At 51.7% G+C, this 19,836-nt stretch carries 15 protein-coding genes and 1 pseudogene; 10 read left to right on the forward strand and 6 right to left on the reverse strand.

Going from position 1 to position 19,836, the window contains the following annotated elements:
- Positions 1 to 731 precede the first annotated feature (731 nt).
- The 4 genes from PMI01S_RS00910 to PMI01S_RS00925 form a co-directional block, all read right to left on the reverse strand.
- Entirely contained in the window at positions 732 to 2,144 is a 1,413-nt protein-coding gene (locus PMI01S_RS00910; protein ID WP_084317606.1) for a heavy metal sensor histidine kinase, read from the reverse strand.
- Complete coding sequence (locus tag PMI01S_RS00915; RefSeq protein WP_084317607.1) at positions 2,141 to 2,815, reverse strand: heavy metal response regulator transcription factor; 675 nt, start codon at positions 2,813 to 2,815, stop codon at positions 2,141 to 2,143. The genes PMI01S_RS00910 and PMI01S_RS00915 overlap by 4 nt, the downstream gene beginning before the upstream one ends.
- Before the next feature lie 480 nt (positions 2,816 to 3,295).
- Entirely contained in the window at positions 3,296 to 4,726 is a 1,431-nt protein-coding gene (locus PMI01S_RS00920; RefSeq protein ID WP_084317608.1) for a heavy metal sensor histidine kinase, read from the reverse strand.
- Complete coding sequence (locus PMI01S_RS00925) at positions 4,723 to 5,397, reverse strand: heavy metal response regulator transcription factor (RefSeq protein ID WP_084317609.1); 675 nt, start codon at positions 5,395 to 5,397, stop codon at positions 4,723 to 4,725. Before PMI01S_RS00925 ends, PMI01S_RS00920 begins: the two co-directional genes overlap by 4 nt.
- A 366-nt stretch (positions 5,398 to 5,763) precedes the next feature.
- Between PMI01S_RS00925 and PMI01S_RS00930 the strand changes: the two genes are divergently transcribed.
- From PMI01S_RS00930 to PMI01S_RS00950, 5 genes are all read left to right on the forward strand, one after another.
- Entirely contained in the window at positions 5,764 to 7,050 is a 1,287-nt protein-coding gene (locus PMI01S_RS00930; RefSeq protein ID WP_139273142.1) for a TolC family protein, read from the forward strand.
- An 88-nt stretch (positions 7,051 to 7,138) separates the two neighbouring features.
- Complete coding sequence (locus PMI01S_RS00935; RefSeq protein ID WP_084317610.1) at positions 7,139 to 8,362, forward strand: efflux RND transporter periplasmic adaptor subunit; 1,224 nt, start codon at positions 7,139 to 7,141, stop codon at positions 8,360 to 8,362.
- A 26-nt stretch (positions 8,363 to 8,388) separates the two neighbouring features.
- Positions 8,389 to 11,556: a CusA/CzcA family heavy metal efflux RND transporter gene (locus tag PMI01S_RS00940; protein ID WP_084317611.1), complete on the forward strand. Its 3,168-nt coding sequence runs from the start codon at positions 8,389 to 8,391 to the stop codon at positions 11,554 to 11,556.
- 142 nt (positions 11,557 to 11,698) lie between these two features.
- Positions 11,699 to 11,896 carry a co-regulatory protein PtrA N-terminal domain-containing protein gene (locus tag PMI01S_RS00945; protein ID WP_084317612.1) on the forward strand — a complete coding sequence of 66 codons (198 nt, stop codon included), beginning with the start codon at positions 11,699 to 11,701 and terminating at the stop codon, positions 11,894 to 11,896.
- Positions 11,897 to 12,039: 143 nt separating this feature from the next.
- Positions 12,040 to 12,372, forward strand: a complete 333-nt coding sequence (locus PMI01S_RS00950) for a DUF2790 domain-containing protein (protein WP_084317613.1) — start codon at positions 12,040 to 12,042, stop codon at positions 12,370 to 12,372.
- A gap of 374 nt (positions 12,373 to 12,746) precedes the next feature.
- On the opposite strand, the gene PMI01S_RS00955 is transcribed toward PMI01S_RS00950, so the two are convergent.
- Positions 12,747 to 14,072: an OprD family porin gene (locus PMI01S_RS00955; RefSeq protein WP_084317614.1), complete on the reverse strand. Its 1,326-nt coding sequence runs from the start codon at positions 14,070 to 14,072 to the stop codon at positions 12,747 to 12,749.
- A gap of 931 nt (positions 14,073 to 15,003) precedes the next feature.
- Here PMI01S_RS00955 and PMI01S_RS00960 point away from each other — a divergent pair.
- Positions 15,004 to 15,330: a hypothetical protein gene (locus PMI01S_RS00960; protein ID WP_084317615.1), complete on the forward strand. Its 327-nt coding sequence runs from the start codon at positions 15,004 to 15,006 to the stop codon at positions 15,328 to 15,330.
- A gap of 30 nt (positions 15,331 to 15,360) precedes the next feature.
- Here the strand turns inward: PMI01S_RS00960 and PMI01S_RS31895 are convergent.
- Positions 15,361 to 15,692, reverse strand: a pseudogene (locus PMI01S_RS31895) (hypothetical protein); the annotation flags it as partial.
- A gap of 520 nt (positions 15,693 to 16,212) precedes the next feature.
- Here PMI01S_RS31895 and PMI01S_RS32290 point away from each other — a divergent pair.
- From PMI01S_RS32290 to PMI01S_RS00985, 4 genes are all read left to right on the forward strand, one after another.
- On the forward strand, positions 16,213 to 16,464 hold the full coding sequence (locus tag PMI01S_RS32290; protein ID WP_371850908.1) for a BPSL0761 family protein: 252 nt from the start codon (positions 16,213 to 16,215) through the stop codon (positions 16,462 to 16,464).
- A 284-nt stretch (positions 16,465 to 16,748) separates the two neighbouring features.
- Positions 16,749 to 17,894, forward strand: coding sequence for a nucleoid-associated protein (locus tag PMI01S_RS00975; protein WP_084317616.1), 1,146 nt, complete (start codon positions 16,749 to 16,751; stop codon positions 17,892 to 17,894).
- A gap of 2 nt (positions 17,895 to 17,896) precedes the next feature.
- Positions 17,897 to 19,159, forward strand: a complete 1,263-nt coding sequence (locus PMI01S_RS00980; RefSeq protein WP_084317617.1) for a hypothetical protein — start codon at positions 17,897 to 17,899, stop codon at positions 19,157 to 19,159.
- Between the two features lie 318 nt (positions 19,160 to 19,477).
- Positions 19,478 to 19,810, forward strand: a complete 333-nt coding sequence (locus tag PMI01S_RS00985) for a DUF2790 domain-containing protein (protein ID WP_084317618.1) — start codon at positions 19,478 to 19,480, stop codon at positions 19,808 to 19,810.
- Positions 19,811 to 19,836: the final 26 nt, after the last annotated feature.

Below are 19,836 nucleotides of genomic sequence, written 5' to 3' on the forward strand. Positions count from 1 at the left end.
TGGGATCCCCACAATGCTTAGAGCGTCAGTTAAAGCTGGCGGAGGATAGTCGATGAAAGTTCGATACTGGTAAGAAATGGCGAATCTACCGGACCCCGAGTCATGCATGTTGCACCGTGAGGTGCAGGGTGAAGCGTTGACAGAGGTAACCGATGGGCCAGCCATTGAGCCGCGTAATCAGGAATTCGGGATGCCGATGCTGTTAAGCGAAGCAGAAGGCAACACGGAGCATGGCGTTATACGCCAGTCATGCTCTGATTCCGCGCGGTCGGAGACCCTGTGCACGTCGGGAAGTCCTCCGCACAGAAACTGGGAGATCTCAGCTGCGCCCAGTGCGCAAGCACTGGGCGGAGCAGGAAAGGCCAAAAGCCGTAACCCTGCTGTTCACGTCGCTGAGAAGTCGGATACGTCGGTAGTACCTGAGAAGCCATCGAACAAAGGGCCTGGCCCTGCGGAGATAGTGGAGGAAAGGGACGTAGCCAAGGGAAACACCAACGTACCTCCCGCGCCCCGGACAATGGGCCGGATCAGCTGCGCGTCGATGGGACTTGACGGTGTAGGTGAAGCAGCCCTAAGGAACAAGGGCATGCAGTTCACGGCATTGCTGCACCACATCACACCGCAGTTATTGGCGCAGAGTTTCTATGCCCTGCGCCGCGATTATGGGTGTGTGTCGTAACACGCGCGAATGAACGGCTGATGTTATAGGGCTGTTTTTTCAACGGTTGGTGTCACCAGCTGGTTTGTCCATGGATGTTTGGAAAACCTAGCTTGAAGGTCGTGATCTTGCCTGGCGAGCTATTAACTTCTGCGACGCCCTGATGCAAACTCATGATCGATTTTACAATGGCCAAACCAAGCCCGGTACTTCCTTCCGCGCGCGAATGATGAGTGTCAACTCGATAAAAGCGATCGAATAAGTGCGGTAGATGTTGAGGTTCAATACCTGCGCCTGGGTTGGCTACAAGTAGCGAGACTTCTGTGGCATGGACTTCGATGGTGATTGTGATGGCTTGGCCTACTGGGCAATGGCGGATTGCGTTGGACATCAGATTGGAAATTGCCCGCTGAATCATCAACCGATCACCAATGGTCGACCCCCTGCCAGTAACACTCACGCTGATCTGTTTATCTTCCGCCGACAGTGAAAATAGATTGATGATCTTCAAGGCTTCATCCTCCAGCGCAATGGTCTCAAACGGGACCAGCGCAGCGGGATGACTGACCTGTGCCAGGAAAAGCATGTCCGAGACAATCCGGGTTACCCGCTCAAGCTCTTCGGTGGAAGACTCCAACACCGCTTTGTACTCCTCGGCCGGCCTCTCTCGGGACAGCGTCACCTGAGCCTTGCCCATCAGGTTAGAAATGGGCGATCGTAGTTCGTGGGCCAAGTCATCGGAGAACTGCGACAACTGCTGAACATCGCTGTCGAGTCGATGCAGCATAAAGTTGATGCCATGGGCCATTTCGCTGAGCTCCTGCGGCATCTTGACCACCGAGAGTCGATGGCTGAGGTCTTGAGCAGATATCATGGCGGCCACCTTACGAAACTCCCGCAACGGCGCGAGCCCCCGTTTTACCACTGCCCAGGCACTAAGACCGATAAGTAGCAGCAGCAACGGCAAGGCCATGACCGTCGAGCTTAGATATGTGCTGAGCAGCGCTTCATCGTTGGCGCAATCAAGTGACAGCAATACGGCGACATTCGTACCGTTCGGCAAGCGGATCAATCTGGACGCAGTCAGGAAGTGCCGGCCCTGATCATCAGTGCTTCGGGAGTACGAAACCTGGTCGGTGGCAGTCCCTGCCGCCTTCAACTCCACCCTGGGGTCCGTCAAGCCAAAGCCTGACTTCAAGAGCGGCGTCCTCATATTTATCAGGTCATAAATGGTAAGGTTGAGGTGGTCATGCCCCATCACCTGATCCAGCAAAACGTGCGGTTTAATGTTGATGTCGATAGGTTTTTCATACAGTGAAAGACTGTGCTCGATTTGCCGCATTTTCTCGCTAAGGCTGTCTTTTGACAGTTTATCTAACTCATGCGTTAGCGCGAGGAACGCAAGAACCGCCAGAAATAACACCAACAATGCGCCCATGATACTCACCGCCAAACCCAGCCGCATCGACAGGCTTGCCGACTTCATTCCCGGGCCTCCAGTACATAGCCAACGCCGCGCAGGGTATGGATTAGCTTCTTGTCAAAAGGATCATCAATCTTGGCCCTCAGGCGGCGGATTGAAACCTCGACCACATTGGTATCGCAGTCGAAGTTCATGTCCCAGACCAATGAAATGATCTGAGTGCGGGAAAGCACCTCACCCGACTGGCGCATCAAAAGGTGCAGCAAAGCAAACTCCTTGGTCGTCAGGTCGATGCGCTGCTCGCCCCGGAAGGCCCTATGGCGGCCCTGGTCGAGTTCCAGATCGGCGACTTTCAAGACCTCAGGGACGGAAACCTGTTCGCTGCGACGCATTAAAGTTCGTACCCGGGCCAATAGTTCCGGAAATTCGAATGGCTTGACCAGATAGTCATCGGCACCCATGTCCAGGCCGCGGATCTTGTCCGCTAGGCGCCCGCGAGCAGTCAGCATCATGACCCGGGTGTTACTGCTTTGGCGCAGTCGCTCCAGCACACCCCAGCCATCAAGTTGTGGTAGATCGACGTCAAGTATTACCAAGTCGTAGGTTTGTTGACGCGCAAGGTGAAGTCCATCCGTACCATTCGCCGCCCGGTCTACTATATAGCCGCTTTCAGTCAAACCCTGATGCAGGTATTCGGCAGTTTTAAGCTCATCCTCAACTACAAGCATTCGCATGATAGTGCCGCCCTATGTAATATGAATTGAATAATAAAATTTCGAAGTTTATTTAAGTGCCCGACTAAGAAATGATGTAGAACTATTCGATCATAAAAATCTCAAAACCGCGCATTGCTCAAGTGGTCAGTATCAAGCCTGAAGCAGCTACAGGGTCAACAGGAGGAGGACATTTTACGATAAAAGTATTTGCGACTATATGTCGCAGGCATGTTAATGCGCGACTCCCGTACATTTATTTGAGCCAGAAGCCAAGCTCCGCTCGGCTGATATCTATGGGGAATCGTTTCGAAGTGTTACGACGCAGATAGCCAGTTTAATGCTACACGCATTTTTTGAGGAGACTGGCAGGATGTACCAAGGGGCGTTGATCTCGCTTTGCGATTTGTATGTACCCCGCGCTATCTATGCTCTATGGATTTTCGGAGTCGCGTTCTTAGACTATTGTTTGTCGTGATTTTAGTTACGGCTTTACTAAAATCACTCCCTTGGTTTTTGGGATTTTAAGTTTCTTTGTGTACTATATTTTGGAAATGTAAGTCGAAAAACTGTCAGATGGCCCGGCATACTTTGGACCTCTGCCATTCCCTGGTGCAGGCTCATGATGGATCGGACAATGGCCAACCCTAATCCAGTACCACCTTCAGCTCGTGAGCGACTGTTATCCACACGATAGAAGCGATCGAAAATATGATACAAGTGCTGGTGCTCAATTCCTACCCCAGGATTACTTATTGATAGGGAGACTTTTTCAGATTGCGTTTCAATCGCTATAGCAATGGACTGCCCTGCTGGGCAGTGACGAATGGCATTTGATAAAAGATTGGAAATAGCCCGTTGAATCATGAGTCGATCACCTAAAACTTTGCCCCATCCGCTGACAGTTATACCAACGCTCTTTTCCTCAGCCGATAGAGAAAAAAGGTCGATGACTTTTAGCGCTTCATCCTCTAGTAAAATACTTTCAAACGGCACGAGTGCGGCCGGATGACTTACTTGGGCCAAGAAAAGCATGTCTGAAACAATTCTGGTGACTCGTCCTAGTTCCTCGGTGCATGACTCTAAAACAGCCTTGTACTCTTTTGCCGGGCGTTCTCGCGAAAGTGTTACCTGAGCTTTCCCCATAAGGTTCGTAATCGGTGACCGCAGCTCATGCGCCAAGTCATCAGAAAATTGCGATAGTTGTTGAACTCCGCCGTCAAGACGGTGCAGCATGAAGTTTATGCCGTGAGCAAGCTCACTGAGTTCTTGGGGCATATTGACAACTGAGAGTCGATGACTTAAATCATGGGCCGAAACCATTGCTGCAACTTTCCGGAATTCCCGGAGGGGGGATAAGCCACGTTGCACAATAGCCCAGGCGCTGATACCAATCAGAATTAGCAACAGTGGAACCGCTACAATGGTCGAACTCAGGTAGGCGTTCAATAGCGTTTCATCATTCGAGCGATCAATAGACAGTAGGACCGATACGAACTCACCATCCTTTAATTTCATGAGCTTAGAGGCGGTGAGGATGTGGATTCCGGACTCTTCGGCTGGGGAATAGTACGACAGTTTATTACTGGCGGCAGTTCCGGCTTGATTCGTAGATACTTCAGGTATATCTGCTCCAAAACTCAGCAGAGGTTCACTCATGTTGTCATCATCAAAGATGGTCAGGTTAAGATTGTCGTGTCCCAGCACTTGATCTAATAGCACGTGTGGTTTTAAACTCATGTCACGGGTACTGATATCCATCAGTAGACTGTGCTCAATCTGACTCATCTTCTTCTCTAGGCTATTTTTTGCGCGAGAATCAAGTTCGTGAGTAAGCGCAAAAAAAGCTAGTATCGCTAAAAGCACTACTAGTACCGCTCCCATAATGCTAACTGTCAACCCCAGCCGCATCGATAGGCTGACCGGTTTCATTTCCTCGCCTCCAATACATAGCCTACGCCACGGAGGGTATGTATTAATTTTGTTTCAAATGGATCATCTATTTTTGCTCTCAATCTTCGTATCGAAACTTCGACAACGTTTGTGTCGCAGTCAAAGTTCATATCCCATACTAAAGAGATAATTTGAGTACGAGATAACACCTCTCCTGATTGACGCATCAACAGATGAAGCAGCGCGAACTCCTTTGTCGTCAGATCTATGCGTTGCTTTCCGCGGAATGCGCGATGCCTGCCTTGATCAAGTTCAAGATCAGCGACTTTTAATACCTCTGGAACTGGAATATGTTCGCTGCGGCGCATTAACGTGCGTACTCTTGCAAGCAACTCAGGGAATTCAAACGGCTTGACCAGATAATCATCGGCTCCCAGATCCAATCCTTTGATTTTGTCTGCCAGACGCCCTCGTGCAGTCAGCATCATTACCCGAGTAGTACTAGTCTGCCGAATATTTTCAAGAACGTCCCATCCATCAATCTCAGGAAGATTTACGTCTAGTATTACCAGATCATAAGCTTGCTGACGTGCTAGATGAAGTCCATCAGCCCCGGTCGATGCGCAGTCTACAATATAACCACTTTCGGTCAGGCCTTGATGTAAGTACTCAGCAGTTTTTAGCTCGTCCTCTATCACAAGGATTCGCATAGAATTTCACCCTCTGGTAAATGTATCGAAATGGTTGAATGTTCGTAGAACTTGGTTCAAGGGTTTTATTAATCTGTATAAACGTTTCGACTCTGGCTATATCTTTAATTTGCTTGGCAATATGGTCTTCTAAAGCTTTGCAAGGTCCGTCATGTTTCCTTGCCCTCCTAAAGTACTAGGTCCGACTCCTTTTTTTTTGTTTCGGGTTGTTGCTTGGTGCGAGCACCTATTGAGTTCATCCTAATGCATTAATTTAAGTTTTTCCGCTGGATAACGTATTTGTAATTTTTCAGTCACCTTGTTGATAGGTGCGGAGAATTACATTTGCCTCATGGGAAATTCTTTTTGTTTTAAAGGTTTTAAGGAATGATGGAATTACTTCGGTGTAGAAAGTTTATTGCTCACCCAATCACGCATAAAACCATGCTAAGAGCAGGTCTAATTTCGATCCTCGCACTTTTGACTAGTCCTTTGTTCGCGGCGACCGCTCAAATGCTCACAGTGGATCAGGCGCTTGAAACTGCTTTTGCCAATAACCCTGATCTGGCGGCCGCTCAATGGGAGACTGGTATTGCTCAGGGAGAGCGACAGCAGGCAGGGTTGATCCCTAACCCTGAGGTTTCCTGGGAGGCTGAAGATACTCGGCGAAACTCACGCACTACAACGGTGATGATCAACCAGCCGATCGAGCTTGGCGGTAAGCGCGGGGCTAGGATCGAGGTGGCCAGTCGAGCTCAGGACGCGGCCGGGATTGAATTGGAACGCAAACGCAATGTTCTGCGTGCCGATGTCATTCAGGCGTTTTATAGCTCCTCAACGGCTCAGCAAAGGCTGCTGTTATCACGTCAATCACTTGAGCTCGCCGAGCGCGGTTTGCGTGTAGCTCAAGGTCGCATCAAGAGCGGTAAATCCTCACCCGTTGAAGGTACACGCGCAGAGGTTCAGCTATCAGAAGTGCGCCTGGAACTGAGGCGGGCTGAGCGGGATGAGGCCAGTGCCTACCAGCGACTCGCTCAGGTCATGGGCGCGCCTTTGCCTGCATTCGTGTCTGTGGGTGATCCAAGCCGGTCGATGCCAACCGTGCCGGATTCGTCACTGCTGCTTAATCGCATAGGTGAAACCGCGGAGCTGCGATTGGCAAAACTGCAAATAGATCAGCGGGAAGCCTCCCTTGGCCTGGAGAAGGCTCAGCGAATTCCGGACCTCACCGTGAGTATCGGGAGCCAATACGACGAGCGTGAGCGCGAGCGGGTGAATGTCGTGGGGTTGTCTATGCCCATCCCATTGTTTAACCGTAACCAGGGCAACGTACTGGCCGCCGCCCGCCGTACCGATCAAGCCCGTGACCTTCGTAACGCCAGTGAGTTACGACTGCGCACAGAAATCCAGACCACCCTTGATCAGTGGATGACGGCTAACACTGAAGTCGCGTCGTTCAATCAAACCATCCTGCCTGCCGCGCAAAGTGCCGTCGACACCGCTACCCGAGGTTTCGAAATGGGCAAGTTTAACTTCCTCGACGTGCTCGATGCTCAGCGCACTTTGATCAGCGCCCGAACGCAATACATCCAGGCCATCGCCGAGGCGACAGACGCCTGGGTGCGCATCGAGCGAATTTTCGGTGATGTCGCCCTTCTCACTCGAACCCCGTGAATTTCATATAACGCTTTTTTTACCGCTGCTCAGCATCGCAATACCACGGTAATCCGTGACTGCCGACTGGGCTGCGCAGGGAGTCTCCATGGATAAAAAACTAATCCTCGTCACTGTACTGACCTTGACGGTGGGTATAGGCATCGGCTCATTGTGGATGAGCAGCCCATCGGTGCCCTCAGCCGAAGCTCAGGCTCAGGAGGGCAAAGGCCATGACGATCACAGCGATGAAACTACGGGCGGAAAGTCGGCTGAGGGCGACCACGCGGAAGGCGAAGCGGAAGAGGGTCACTTGACACTGAGCCAGGAGCAGATCAGCTCAGCCGGCATCCAGTTGGTCGAAGCCAAGGCGCAGAGCATTAGCCTTTCATTGCCCTTTCCTGGAGAAATCCGTTTTGATGAAGACCGCACTGCGCATGTGGTGCCCCGCGTACCCGGTGTCGTTGAGTCGGTCCATGTCAATCTTGGTCAGCCGGTGAAAAAAGGCCAGTTGCTGGCCGTGATCGCCAGCCAACAAATTTCTGATCAACGTAGTGAACAAGCCGCGGCGCAACGTCGTCTTGAGTTGGCCCGTACTACCTACGAGCGTGAGCGACAGTTATGGCAGGACAAAATCTCTGCCGAACAGGATTTCCTGCAAGCCCGCCAGGCTTTGCAAGAAGCCGAAATCGCCCTCAGCAATGCTCGACAAAAAATCAGCGTACTCAGTGGCAGCTCGGTGGCCAGCGGGGGTAACCGATATGAATTGCGTGCGCCGTTCGACGGCGTAGTGGTTGAGAAACACTTGGGCCTCGGTGAGGTTGTCAGCGAAACCACTAATGCCTTCACCCTTTCCGACTTGTCGCGTGTATGGGTGACCTTTGGTGTCTCGCCAAAGGATTTGAACAAGGTACTGGTGGGCAAGTCGGTCACGGTCAGTGCGCCGGAACTGAATGCCGAAGTCACTGGAACCGTGGCCTATGTCGGCAGTTTGTTGGGTGAGCAAACCCGTACTGCCACGGTCCGCGTGACCTTGGCCAATCCACAAGGTGCATGGCGTCCCGGGCTATTCGTGACTGTGCAGGTTGACACTGATACTCGGCAAACAAAAGTCGCTGTACCCGAAGCGGCTATCCAGACCGTCGAGGACAAGCAAACTGTTTTCGTTCGAACGGACGACGGGTTTAAGGCTCAGCCAGTGGAGACAGGCGGCCGCTCGGCGGGTCTGGTCGAGATCACGGAGGGGCTGGAACCCGGTGTTCGAGTCGCCGCTGCCGGCAGTTTCATTCTGAAATCAGAACTGGGTAAAGCCTCGGCTGAACACGCCCACTGATCCGCCACTTCCACGAGAAGGTTCTCATGTTCGAACGCCTGATCCAATTTGCCATCGAGCAGCGCATCATCGTGCTACTCGCGGTTTTCCTCATGGCCGGCCTCGGTATAGCCAGCTACCAGAAGCTGCCGATAGATGCTGTTCCCGATATCACCAACGTCCAGGTGCAAATCAACACGGGTGCCGCAGGTTTTTCACCACTGGAGACCGAGCAGCGCATCACGTTTCCCATCGAAACTGCAATGGCTGGTTTGCCGGCTCTAGAACAAACTCGCTCGCTGTCACGCTCAGGTTTGTCGCAAGTCACAGTGATCTTCAAGGAGGGCACGGACCTGTTCTTCGCCCGGCAATTGGTCAACGAACGGTTGCAGGTGGCCAAGGAGCAACTGCCCGAGGGCGTGGAAGCCGTCATGGGGCCGATCTCAACCGGCCTGGGTGAAATTTTTCTGTGGACGGTCGAGGCTGAAGAAGGTGCAGTCAAGGAGGACGGCAGTCCCTATACGCCGACCGACCTGAGGGTGATCCAAGACTGGATCATCAAACCTCAGCTGCGCAATGTTCCCGGGGTCGCCGAAATCAATACCATTGGTGGGTTCGCCAAGGAGTACCAGATTGCGCCCGATCCAAAACGCTTGGCGGCTTACAAGCTTACACTGACTGACCTTGTTACAGCGCTGGAGCGCAACAATGCCAACGTCGGTGCCGGTTACATCGAGCACAGTGGCGAACAGTTACTAATTCGCGCACCCGGCCAAGTAGCTACCACCGACGATATCGCCAATATTGTCATGGCCAACGTCGACGGCACGCCCATCCGCGTCAAGAACGTCGCAACCGTGGACATCGGCCGTGAGTTGCGCACGGGGGCCGCGACCGAAAACGGTCGTGAAGTGGTGCTCGGCACAGTCTTCATGCTGATCGGTGAGAACAGCCGCACCGTAGCCCAGGCAGTTGCCAGCAAGCTTGAACAAATCAACCGCTCACTGCCAAAAGGGGTGGTAGCAGTCACCGTCTATGACCGTACCAATTTGGTGGACAAGGCGATCGCCACCGTTAAGAAGAACTTGATTGAAGGTGCGATCCTGGTAATCGCGATTCTGTTCCTGTTCCTTGGCAACATTCGCGCCGCGCTGATCACTGCAATGGTGATCCCGCTCGCGATGCTATTCACATTCACCGGCATGTTCACTAACAAGGTCAGCGCGAACCTGATGAGCCTCGGAGCTCTGGACTTCGGCATCATCGTTGATGGCGCGGTGGTGATTGTCGAAAACGCCATCCGACGTCTGGCCCATGCGCAGCAACACCACGGACGCATCCTCACCCGCTCCGAACGCTTTCACGAAGTGTTCGCGGCGGCCAAGGAAGCACGCCGACCGTTGATTTTCGGCCAGCTGATCATCATGGTCGTGTACCTGCCGATTTTTGCCCTCACCGGCGTCGAAGGAAAAATGTTTCACCCAATGGCGTTTACCGTAGTGATCGCCTTGCTCGGTGCGATGCTGTTGTCGGTGACCTTTGTCCCGGCGGCGATTGCGATGTTCGTCACCGGCAAGGTCAAGGAAGAAGAGAACATCATCATGCGTGGCGCCCGTCGGGTGTATGCCCCGGCGCTAGAATGGGTCATGGGCCATCGATCACTGGCATTCGCCATAGCACTAGGCATTATCGCGGTGTGCGGTGTGGTCGCTAGTCGAATGGGCAGCGAGTTTGTGCCGAGTCTCAGTGAAGGGGATTTCGCGTTGCAAGCATTGCGTGTACCAGGTACCAGCCTGACGCAATCGGTAGAAATGCAGCAACGTCTTGAAAACCTTGTGTTGGCAAAGGTACCTGAGGTCAAGCGGATGTTTGCTCGTACTGGTACAGCAGAAATTGCCTCCGATCCAATGCCACCAAACATCTCTGACAGCTATGTGATGCTCAAGCCGAAGAATCAGTGGCCTGATCCGAATAAATCCAGGGAGGCGTTGATAGCCGATATCCAAAAAGCTACAGCCGCGATGCCCGGAAGTAACTATGAGCTTTCTCAGCCTATTCAACTGCGTTTTAACGAGCTGATTTCAGGCGTGCGCAGTGATGTGGCGGTGAAGGTCTTCGGTGATGACATGGCGGTGCTTAACAGCACCGCTGCAAAAATTGCCGCGTCCATGCAGAAAATCAATGGCGCCTCCGAGGTCAAGGTCGAGCAAACGTCGGGGCTGCCGGTACTGACCATCAACATCGACCGTGATAAAGCCGCCCGTTACGGTCTGAACGTAGGCGACGTACAAGACACCATTGGGGTGGCGGTCGGTGGCCGTCAAGCCGGTACGATGTATGAAGGAGACCGCCGCTTCGACATGGTGGTGCGTTTATCCGATGCCATGCGTAAGGATCTCGAGGGATTGTCCACACTGCTAATCCCGGTGCCGGCGCTGCTTAACAGCAATGCCGATCAGATCGGGTTTATTGCTCTTTCAGAAGTGGCGAGCCTCGATCTGGTGCTGGGACCAAACCAGGTCAGCCGTGAAAACGGCAAGCGTCTGGTGATCGTCAGCGCCAACGTGCGTGGACGGGATATCGGCTCATTTGTACAGGAGGCCAGTAAGGCCATTGATAAAGAGGTGCAGATCCCGGTCGGTTATTGGACCACCTGGGGTGGGCAATTCGAGCAGCTCCAATCCGCTGCCAAGCGACTACAGATTGTCGTCCCGGTGGCCCTGCTCATGGTGTTCGCACTCTTGTTCATGATGTTCAACAACCTCAAGGATGGCCTATTGGTGTTCACCGGTATTCCATTCGCTCTGACGGGGGGGGTCATGGCTTTATGGCTCCGAGACATCCCGCTGTCGATCTCGGCAGGTGTTGGTTTCATCGCGTTGTCAGGCGTGGCGGTGCTGAATGGTCTGGTGATGATTGCGTTCATCCGCAATCTTCGGGAGGAAGGACATTCGTTGAGCTCTGCGATCAATGAAGGGGCTTTGACACGGTTGCGCCCAGTGTTGATGACCGCTTTGGTGGCCTCCCTTGGCTTTATCCCGATGGCGCTGGCTACCGGAACGGGGGCAGAGGTCCAGAGACCACTGGCTACCGTGGTAATCGGGGGCATCCTATCCTCAACTGCATTGACTCTGCTGATATTGCCTGCGCTTTATCACTGGGCGCACCGTCGAGATGAGGATGAAGCCGAAGACGACAAAATAGCAGCCCTATAGTTCTTTGGCTTTCAAGCCCACTATTGAGATTCAATAGTGGGCTTTTTTAGAAAAGTTACATAACGAATCTGTAATTTTGGCGCCACCGTGTTGATAGGTTCGAATTGATACCCTAATAGCGTTAACTATATGAGGTGTCAGTATGAAAATTGCTAAAATCTGCGCTTTTGCGGGTGCTTTAATCCTTTCTTCAGTTGCTTTGGCCGAAGGTGGGGGGGACAGAACCTTCGAAAAAATGATGGCCGCAAATGACCTGGCAATGGAGAAATACGCAGCTAAAGAAGGAAAGAGCGACCCCGTGGTGTCAAGTGATGCTAAAGATGAGACAGGTGAAATGTAGTAGTACTGTGTATAAAAAACCGCTACCGGTTTCCGGTCGCGGTTTTTTTGTACGGCTTTATTACACATTCGTAATTTAGGCGCCACGCCGTCGCAATGTTCGAATTGATATCCTTGTAACAGTTAATATATGAGGTGCAAGATATGAAGTTCATGAACATTATTACTTTCGCTGGAGCTCTGGCGTTTTCCTCTCTCGTACTTGCGGAAGGGGGAGGAGACAAGGCCTTTGAAAAAATGATGACGGCTAATGCCAGAGCGATGGAACAGTATGCAATTAGCCAGGGAAAGAGCGCTCCGGTGGCGAAAGAATACGAGTACGGGATGAAGGTGGATGTTGTAAAGGTGATAAGTGTGGTGAGGCCTGCGAAAGTCTGCGCAGTAGTGCCTGCTGCAATGACCTATGAAGATTCCGAAGGACAGCTAAATACGATCACTTACACGGTCGCTGGAGACTGCCGTAAACGAGGCGGCTAATATCTGCGTTGCAATCGGAAGAGTCATTAACGCGCGATCCGCCTCGTTATTCAAAGGTGTCGGGCGTTTTTTATTTGCTCAAGTTTTGACAGGCCAAAAAAAGACGTCCCGGAGGACGTCTTAAAAATTCACCTTTTCCAAAGGAGCAAAGGAGCTTCCAAAGGTGAGCGGATATTACAACTGAACAGCATTGAGTTCAGACTTTCGCAGACTAGTTACTCATCTATAGAATCCAAGCTAGATGCGCTAGCTAGAATTCTATTAACTCACGATAAGTATAAGAAACGTAACCTAACGTGAAGATGATTGAAAAATGACATTTTTGTAACTTTCAAAGAGCGGGATGCTCCGAGAGCGAGTCATCCCGCTCAATGTCACAGAATAGCCAGTGGATACTCAACAATCACACGTACTTCATCCAGATCCGACTCAAATGCGGTTGAGCGAATGGTCGCCTGCCGCAGGCGGAAAGACATGTCTTTCAAAGTACCTGTCTGAACGACGTATTTTGCCTCGATGTCGCGTTCCCAGCGTTTCTGATCGGTCAGCGGATTTCCGTCGGCATCGCGTCGCATGTACGTCGCGTTAGCGTTCGAGTAATCGGCGTCGGTGCCACGGCCGTAACGTGTCATAAACGATAACCCTGGCACGCCATACGTGGTCATGTCGAGGTCATAGCGAGCCATCCATGAGCGCTCTTTCGGCGAGTTGAAGTCGCTGTACTGGATTGAGTTATCAAGAAAAATTGAATCAGATTGACGCAGATAGTCGAAGTCGTCATTACCATTATTTCGTTGGTGAGACAGTGCAACCGAGTGGGCACCATACTTCACGCCGACTTTAGCACTCCAGATATTGTTATCGAACTCACCTAAAAGTTTTTTTCCTTCGTCGACGGCCTTGTAGTAGTTCACCCCACCGAATACGGAAAGCTCATCCGTCAATGCGTAATTTAACCCCGTGCCAGCATAGTATTGATTCCAAGCGTCTTTGAGGCGGCTGGAATAGAGGCTGACGATTACGTTCTTGTTTAGGTTATAGTCACCGCCAAAGTAGCCGACCCACGGCGAGTTTACTGGCCCTGCATAGAAGGTCGCGAAGTTGTCGCGCATATTACTGGAAGTCGGCTGACTCATAGAGTGAAGGCGACCCGCCTGAACTGTCAAACCTTCAATGCTAGTATTGGTCGCCGTCACACCACGGAAGCTTTCCGGCAGAAGTCTCGAATCACCAGCAGCGACAACAGGGTTGGCCGGAAATACATCACCGACTTTCACTACGGTGTCAAAAGCACGAACTTTAGCCGCACCACCTACTTTGGTGTATTCGTCCCGTGCCTCTCCGTCGCTATTGACAGGGAGTACGTCGAACGAACTACGGCCACCATTACGGCCGTCACCCGTGTCGAGTTTCAATCCGATCATGGCGAACGCGTCAACACCGACACCCACGGTGCCCTGAGTAAAACCGGACTCGAATTTACTGATGATTGCGTGTGCCCACGCTTCGGAATACCCGTTGCCTGTCGCGCTCGACTGACCGTTCCGGTGATCACGATTGAAGTAGTAGTTTCGGTTAAGAACCGTAAGGCTGCTGCCTTCTATAAACCCTTCGGCCTTCTCCTCCGCAAATACTACGGAAGGGCCAGAACTGACAACGATTGCCAACGCGGCCATCGAATATTTTGTGTTGTTATTCATCCATCACTCCTTAGGTTCGGCAGAACTAGAAAGCTCTTCGGCTGGAATTATTGTTTACGGGAAGCAGGTTGCGCCTCCCGTATCGTCGCCGAGCTGTATCGTTGCAATCTGGAGATAACGGGGACATGATTGGAAAATTACAATTTTGTAATGTTTATCTGCTCTCTTTATAAAATTGGCATGCGTGCGATCCACCAGCCAATGCGTAGCTCTTGTTTGCTACGTTCGTTTCCATGAGCGCTTCATGACCCGCAGCGCAAAACATCGCATTCACACGCAGCATGTTGCACAAACGCTACTGCCAGAATGTTCTTGATGTGCAGCCTCAATGGAGCGTGTCGATCCCCCAGGATCGTAGGTATTTAATTTGAATGAGCAAGCAAGCTGGCAAAAGGATCGTTGGCGCAGATGGTTCTACCTAACATCCATTGCCTTGGAACAGGAGGCGCAGATGCGAACTCTGTCGGGGACGGAGTCCCGGCAAGATCACAAATCATCCCCACCTCGCCGGGGGGTGCTAAATTTGGGTGGCGTGGCTAGTCACGAAGCCGCTCAAGTCTGAAGATCCGTGAGACATTTTTGCGTGCGGGGTCAGACTTTCAGAAATATTTTAGGAGTTCCCCCCATGGATGAAAGAGTCATTGTTTTGGCCGCCTCAGTTTGTCTCATTCTTTTGGTTGTAATTTTTTTCTTTACCTCCATGCATCATTAACTCGAGCCGGCAGCCGTTATCAACGATATCGGACGTGCGATCATCGACACATATTGGCAAGTCAGGTCGCCCCTCTGGGACTCCAAAGCAGTATCGTCGTACCGCAGACGATTATGTTTGATCACCATGCAAAAGGAGGCGTTCGTTCCTGGTTGATCGGACTGAAATCGCGAAGCCTTGTGTAGAATGTCCCATTCTTAAGCAACGAGAGAATTCCAGATGATGGCAGAACTGAGTGAGGAAGAAATGCGCCTGGCCCTGTTTGGCTCATCAAACCAATCGGATCCACAGCTTTCCACGGAAAAGCCTGAACCGGAGGTCGTCTCAAAAGCTGAGCCTAGCCCAAAGCCGAGATCCTTTGCTAAATCTCTCTCTCCGAAGCTTCGGGTTACCCTACACGTTACGATGGAGTTTGAAGGCGATGTAGAAGTGTTTATCTACGATGCGAATACCTTGAGCACGCTTGTTGCCGAACAAGACGCCAAAAATGAAGCTAAAAAAAAGAAATTTCGGTATTTCGACGTAATATCGGTCAAACCAATCTGAATTACTTGTGCGTGGTTAAGTAAATTGTGATCAGCGCGCAGCTGGTCCATCTTGAGTTGAGTTGCAAACCTGTGAGGTCACTGACACCGCCTGCGATTTTTTCCGCCAGACGAGTGCCGGTATTGCGCGGATGTAGATCAACGCAATCAACGTCTGGGTTATCACCGCAGCGGCAGCAAGCCCTCGAATTTCTTCAATGCCAGAGCCAGCGGGAGAACCACCAAAGAGTTACGTGTCGATGAGCTGAAGGTGACCGCTCTGGCAGCTGTCGACGGCAGTTTGGAAGCTTTCGAAGCCAAAGCGCCTATCAGAGGTGCCAGGAGCATAAAGCCGATCTACACAGGGATGACCGGAGCTAGCTGTCGGCTCCCAAAATAGGTGATTCCGAGCCCCAACAAACAATCACGAAAAATCATTTATTTTGTGGGGCCATCGATTAGACCTCACAAAATAGATGAGAAAAGCCTACACGACTCACTGAAATGATGCACCGCCAGAAAAGTACCCGAGCTTCTCCCAGCTATCTATCGATGGCGGTTGATGGGACCCGGTCGAAGGGTACGAACAGACCTGGGCGTCGCGCAGAGCCTGTACTGAGAGTCACTGGTGCGTAATGTGGCATTCATCGACGTTCAATGTTTTGGGCTTCGTCCGACTCAACCATCCCCGTATTTTCCCGGTGCTTACCAAGACATGGCGTTGGCGACGTATCAGCAATCGTCCCCGAGAACCAGGCCCTATGGGGGCCTGTTTACTTCAGAGGAGCCGAGCGGCGTGCTTGCTACAATTCAAACGAATGGCTCGCACCCACAGAGCTCTAGGCGATGGTGGTGGGCTCTCTAAGGTTAAGTGAAAAATCTAGCGGAGTGGCGACACATGACCATGCCCTGCGAGCGTACCCGGAGTATTGTCCAAACAGGCGAGTTCTTGCGTGAGCTGTCCAGAGATAAGACCCTCCCAGAATCTGTTCGTCAGCAGGCAAAACGCCTCCTGCGACATTACCCAGAACCATGGGTGATCTTTGGGATCGGCTCCTTTGAAGAGTTGCTTCAAACAAAGGATCCGAGCGATCCAACACGAGAGTTCGCGATAGTGGTCCACACTCCCCAGTTGAGCTCCAGCACTGACGGATAAGGCTGGAAAAACTCTCTCAGACTGAGTCTATGATAGAGACCATGGTTTGTGGCAATCCGAGATGGTGCTGTCCGCGCTTCAACGCTCCGACCCTCGTGTTGATGAACGGCATAGATTATCATGCTGTATGCATGTACAGTTATGGGGTTCTTGTGGTCTTACTCATTGCCTAAGTGTTGAAGCCCTTAGGCGGTGTCACGTGCCGAGATAAGCCCTGAAGTTTGTTGGGTAAAGTGTTATTTTCAGTGATTCCATATTGATACTATCGGAACGGAATTCGACCTATGATCACACTGAAAACTGCCATTATTCACAGCTTCAAGAAGCTGGCCAAGACCAGCTTTATCTCCGAGGTGGTCAAGAAGGATGTGGCGCTCGATACTGAAAATCCTGCATTACATTTTCTAGTCAATGGCATCCACGGCCTCATTGGCAAAGAAGGCAACAGCGTGGTCTATGGACAGTTTGCCAATGATGACCGTCAGGGGCCGTTTCCAGAGCGCTTCACCGCGTTCGTAGAAGTACAAGATGATAAAGCGCAATTTATCGACTTGACCCACTTGGCAATGGACCAACTGGTGGAGCAAGCCGGTAATCAAGTCTTGTCGACTGGTGGACACATCCTTTGCGCCCAGTACACCTCGGGCGCAACCGACTTTTTCCTGGTCGCCAGCATGAAGGAGCGCGGTGGTATTCAGCTGGACGAAAACTATGTGCCGAAGGAAATTCAAGAGGTCGATCTCAACAAGGTTCAGCAGGCCGCCAGGATCAACTTGGCTAGCTTCGTGGCCATAAAGGCTATGGCTGCTGCGGCCGCTGCTGCGCCTGAGCAGGATGAGGATGAGGATGAGGATGACGCAGAGGATGAAGTGGATTCAACCTACCTGTGCTTCATCAGCCGCGGCCGTGATAGTCAGGCATCTGACTATTTCATTTCTGCACTGGGTTGTGCGAAAGGAGTGGCCTCCGGACGCGCTACCAAAAATGCAATTGATAACGTTGCCCGGTTTTTTCGCGACAACAAAGCGTTAAAAAGCTTTGGTTATAAGGCCAAAGAGGCGGTGATCAAATATCTGGAGGAACAGTTGGCCGCAGGCAAGTCCGCGCGCCTGGACGCCATCTGCCACGTCGCGGTCGCACACGTACCCGCTGACTTAGTGGATGAAATCGTTGGTCTGAAAGACTATTTGAATAGTGAGAAACATAAGGTGCCGGACGACTTTACGGTCAATGCGAAATCGCTGAAAGAGAAGACCCGTATCAAGGGGGACGCTGCTAACTGGTCGTTGCAATTCGAGCGTGGAGCGTTAGGTAAGGATCCGGCCGCAGACGTTTACTATGATGAGGGACGGAAGAAGTTGACCCTGTCCAATCTGACTGCCGAACTGGTTGGTGTGATCGAGAAAGAATTGCTGGCTAGGGCTGGCTAAGAATGTTTTCCAATGTGGTAGCTCTCTACCGTGCCCTCGGAGCGCCCACCATTGAGGATGGGGTCATCCGCTATGACGGGAGGCCAACGCCCGACATTATCGGTGCGTTGCGAATGTGTGATGACCTGCCCGCAGCTTATGGCAAGTTCGAGCATTGCTCTGAAAAAGCTGACTCTCTCGATATTGAGTTTCGCTTGCCATCGAACGAGTCGGGCCGGTTCTACGCGAACTTAGGCGAGTTTGTCGCTCGCAATGGCTCATTGGGCAAGGGCCAATTTCCGAGCAACGTGTACATTGTTGAGCTCAGTTGGGCGGATAGTGATGACACCGAACCTTCGGCGATTAAGACGCTCAGGCGCGTTTGCCGGCTGATCGAGCTGCTTGCACTGCTAGCGATCGGTGTCGACAAAGACAGCAGTCTAGATGGTTATAACCTGTTTTTTGCCTTGCCTCCTGATGGGGCTAAGCCTCCGAGAACTTTTCTGTTGCCTACCCAGGTTGACGTCAAGGTTCTTGACTATGAGCTCAACCACCTGAGCTTGTTGGAAGAAATACTCAATCGAAAAAACGAAAACAAGGCGCACCTCTCCGAACGAAAATTGATGATTCGGATGGCGGTGGCGAGCGTCATCGAGAAGTTTGAGAGCGAGCCGAATCTATTCTTGGTGATCGTGCGGGAGTGGCGGGAGATCCTCGCCACGTACCGTGCGAATCTGCAAACCTACGTCTATAGCTTCTCGTTTGAGCGGGCCCGGCGCGAGGTGGCCCAGGCTGAAATCGACTATGGCACTAAGCTTAGTGGGGTACTGGGTGACATCGCGGGCAAGATGCTTGCCCTGCCGATATCGCTAGCGGGTCTGGTCGTGCTGGAGAAAACAACCTCAAAATTCGAAGGTTTTATTCTTGTCCTTGGGCTGGCAGTCGTCTCTGTGGTTCTGCTTGCGATCCTGCACAATCAAATGCTGCAAACAGAGCGCTTGCTACACAGTTTCAATGTCATCTTCGATGATTTTAAGGACAAGATAAAAACCTATCCCCCAAAACTTCAGGGCTTGCTCAGGATCACCATTGACCAGGTCGACAAGCAGGGCCGAACGCTCACCAGGACCTTTCGCTTGCTGAAGGGGCTGTCCTTGCTGCCAATCGTCGGGGCCTTGCTGCTGGCCGCGATAAAATACTGGGATGGTTTCGTATGGCTGTTGATGACCATCCTGTCGATCGTGTTTTCCGCGCTCAACGTAGCCCCGAACTTTCTCAGCCCGTAATGGCATTTGTAACACGTTCGCTGCCTAATCTAGCTGTGCGCAAACGACTCATGCTACTGGAGTGTGCCAAGCAGCTCTCCGTGATATGGGGGATATGTATTTTTCAATAAAAGGCTCATAGATACTCCATGTAGAACTCGAGCTAATTTCTGATGCTCGTATGACGCATTCAGAGTACCCGCCAAAAAATTAAATTTCTAAGAGTCGAACTCACGAGTACACGGGACACCTTACACATATGTAATATCCGCGGCAGCTTTCTGAAAGGCTTCATTGGTTATCCTCTAGTCAGAAGTAAGTGAGCTCTAGGAGAAAATCATGAAAGCATTAAAAGCACTTTTCGCCGTTTCTATTTTAACCTTGTCTTCATTGGCAATGGCTGAAGGCGGCGGTGACCGCGTTTACGGCCGGATGATGCAAGAAAACCAACAGGCGATGGAGCAATATGCCTTAAAAAATGGTAAGGCCATCCCTGAAGTTGTTCATTATGAGTATGGTATGAGCCTCGATATTCAGAAGGTTGTCAGTGTCACGCAAGCCAACAAATCCTGTAGTGTTGCGCCTTCGCGTATGACCTATGAAGACTCGGCTGGGAAGCTCAACACCGTGGAGTACAAGGTTATGGGTACCAACTGCCCACATGGAAGCTAGCCCCTAAGCGTCATGCCTACGTCAGA

Origin of the sequence: Pseudomonas migulae NBRC 103157 (assembly GCF_002091715.1) — a bacterium.
In the GTDB taxonomy this organism is placed as follows: Bacteria; Pseudomonadota; Gammaproteobacteria; order Pseudomonadales; family Pseudomonadaceae; genus Aquipseudomonas; species Aquipseudomonas migulae_A.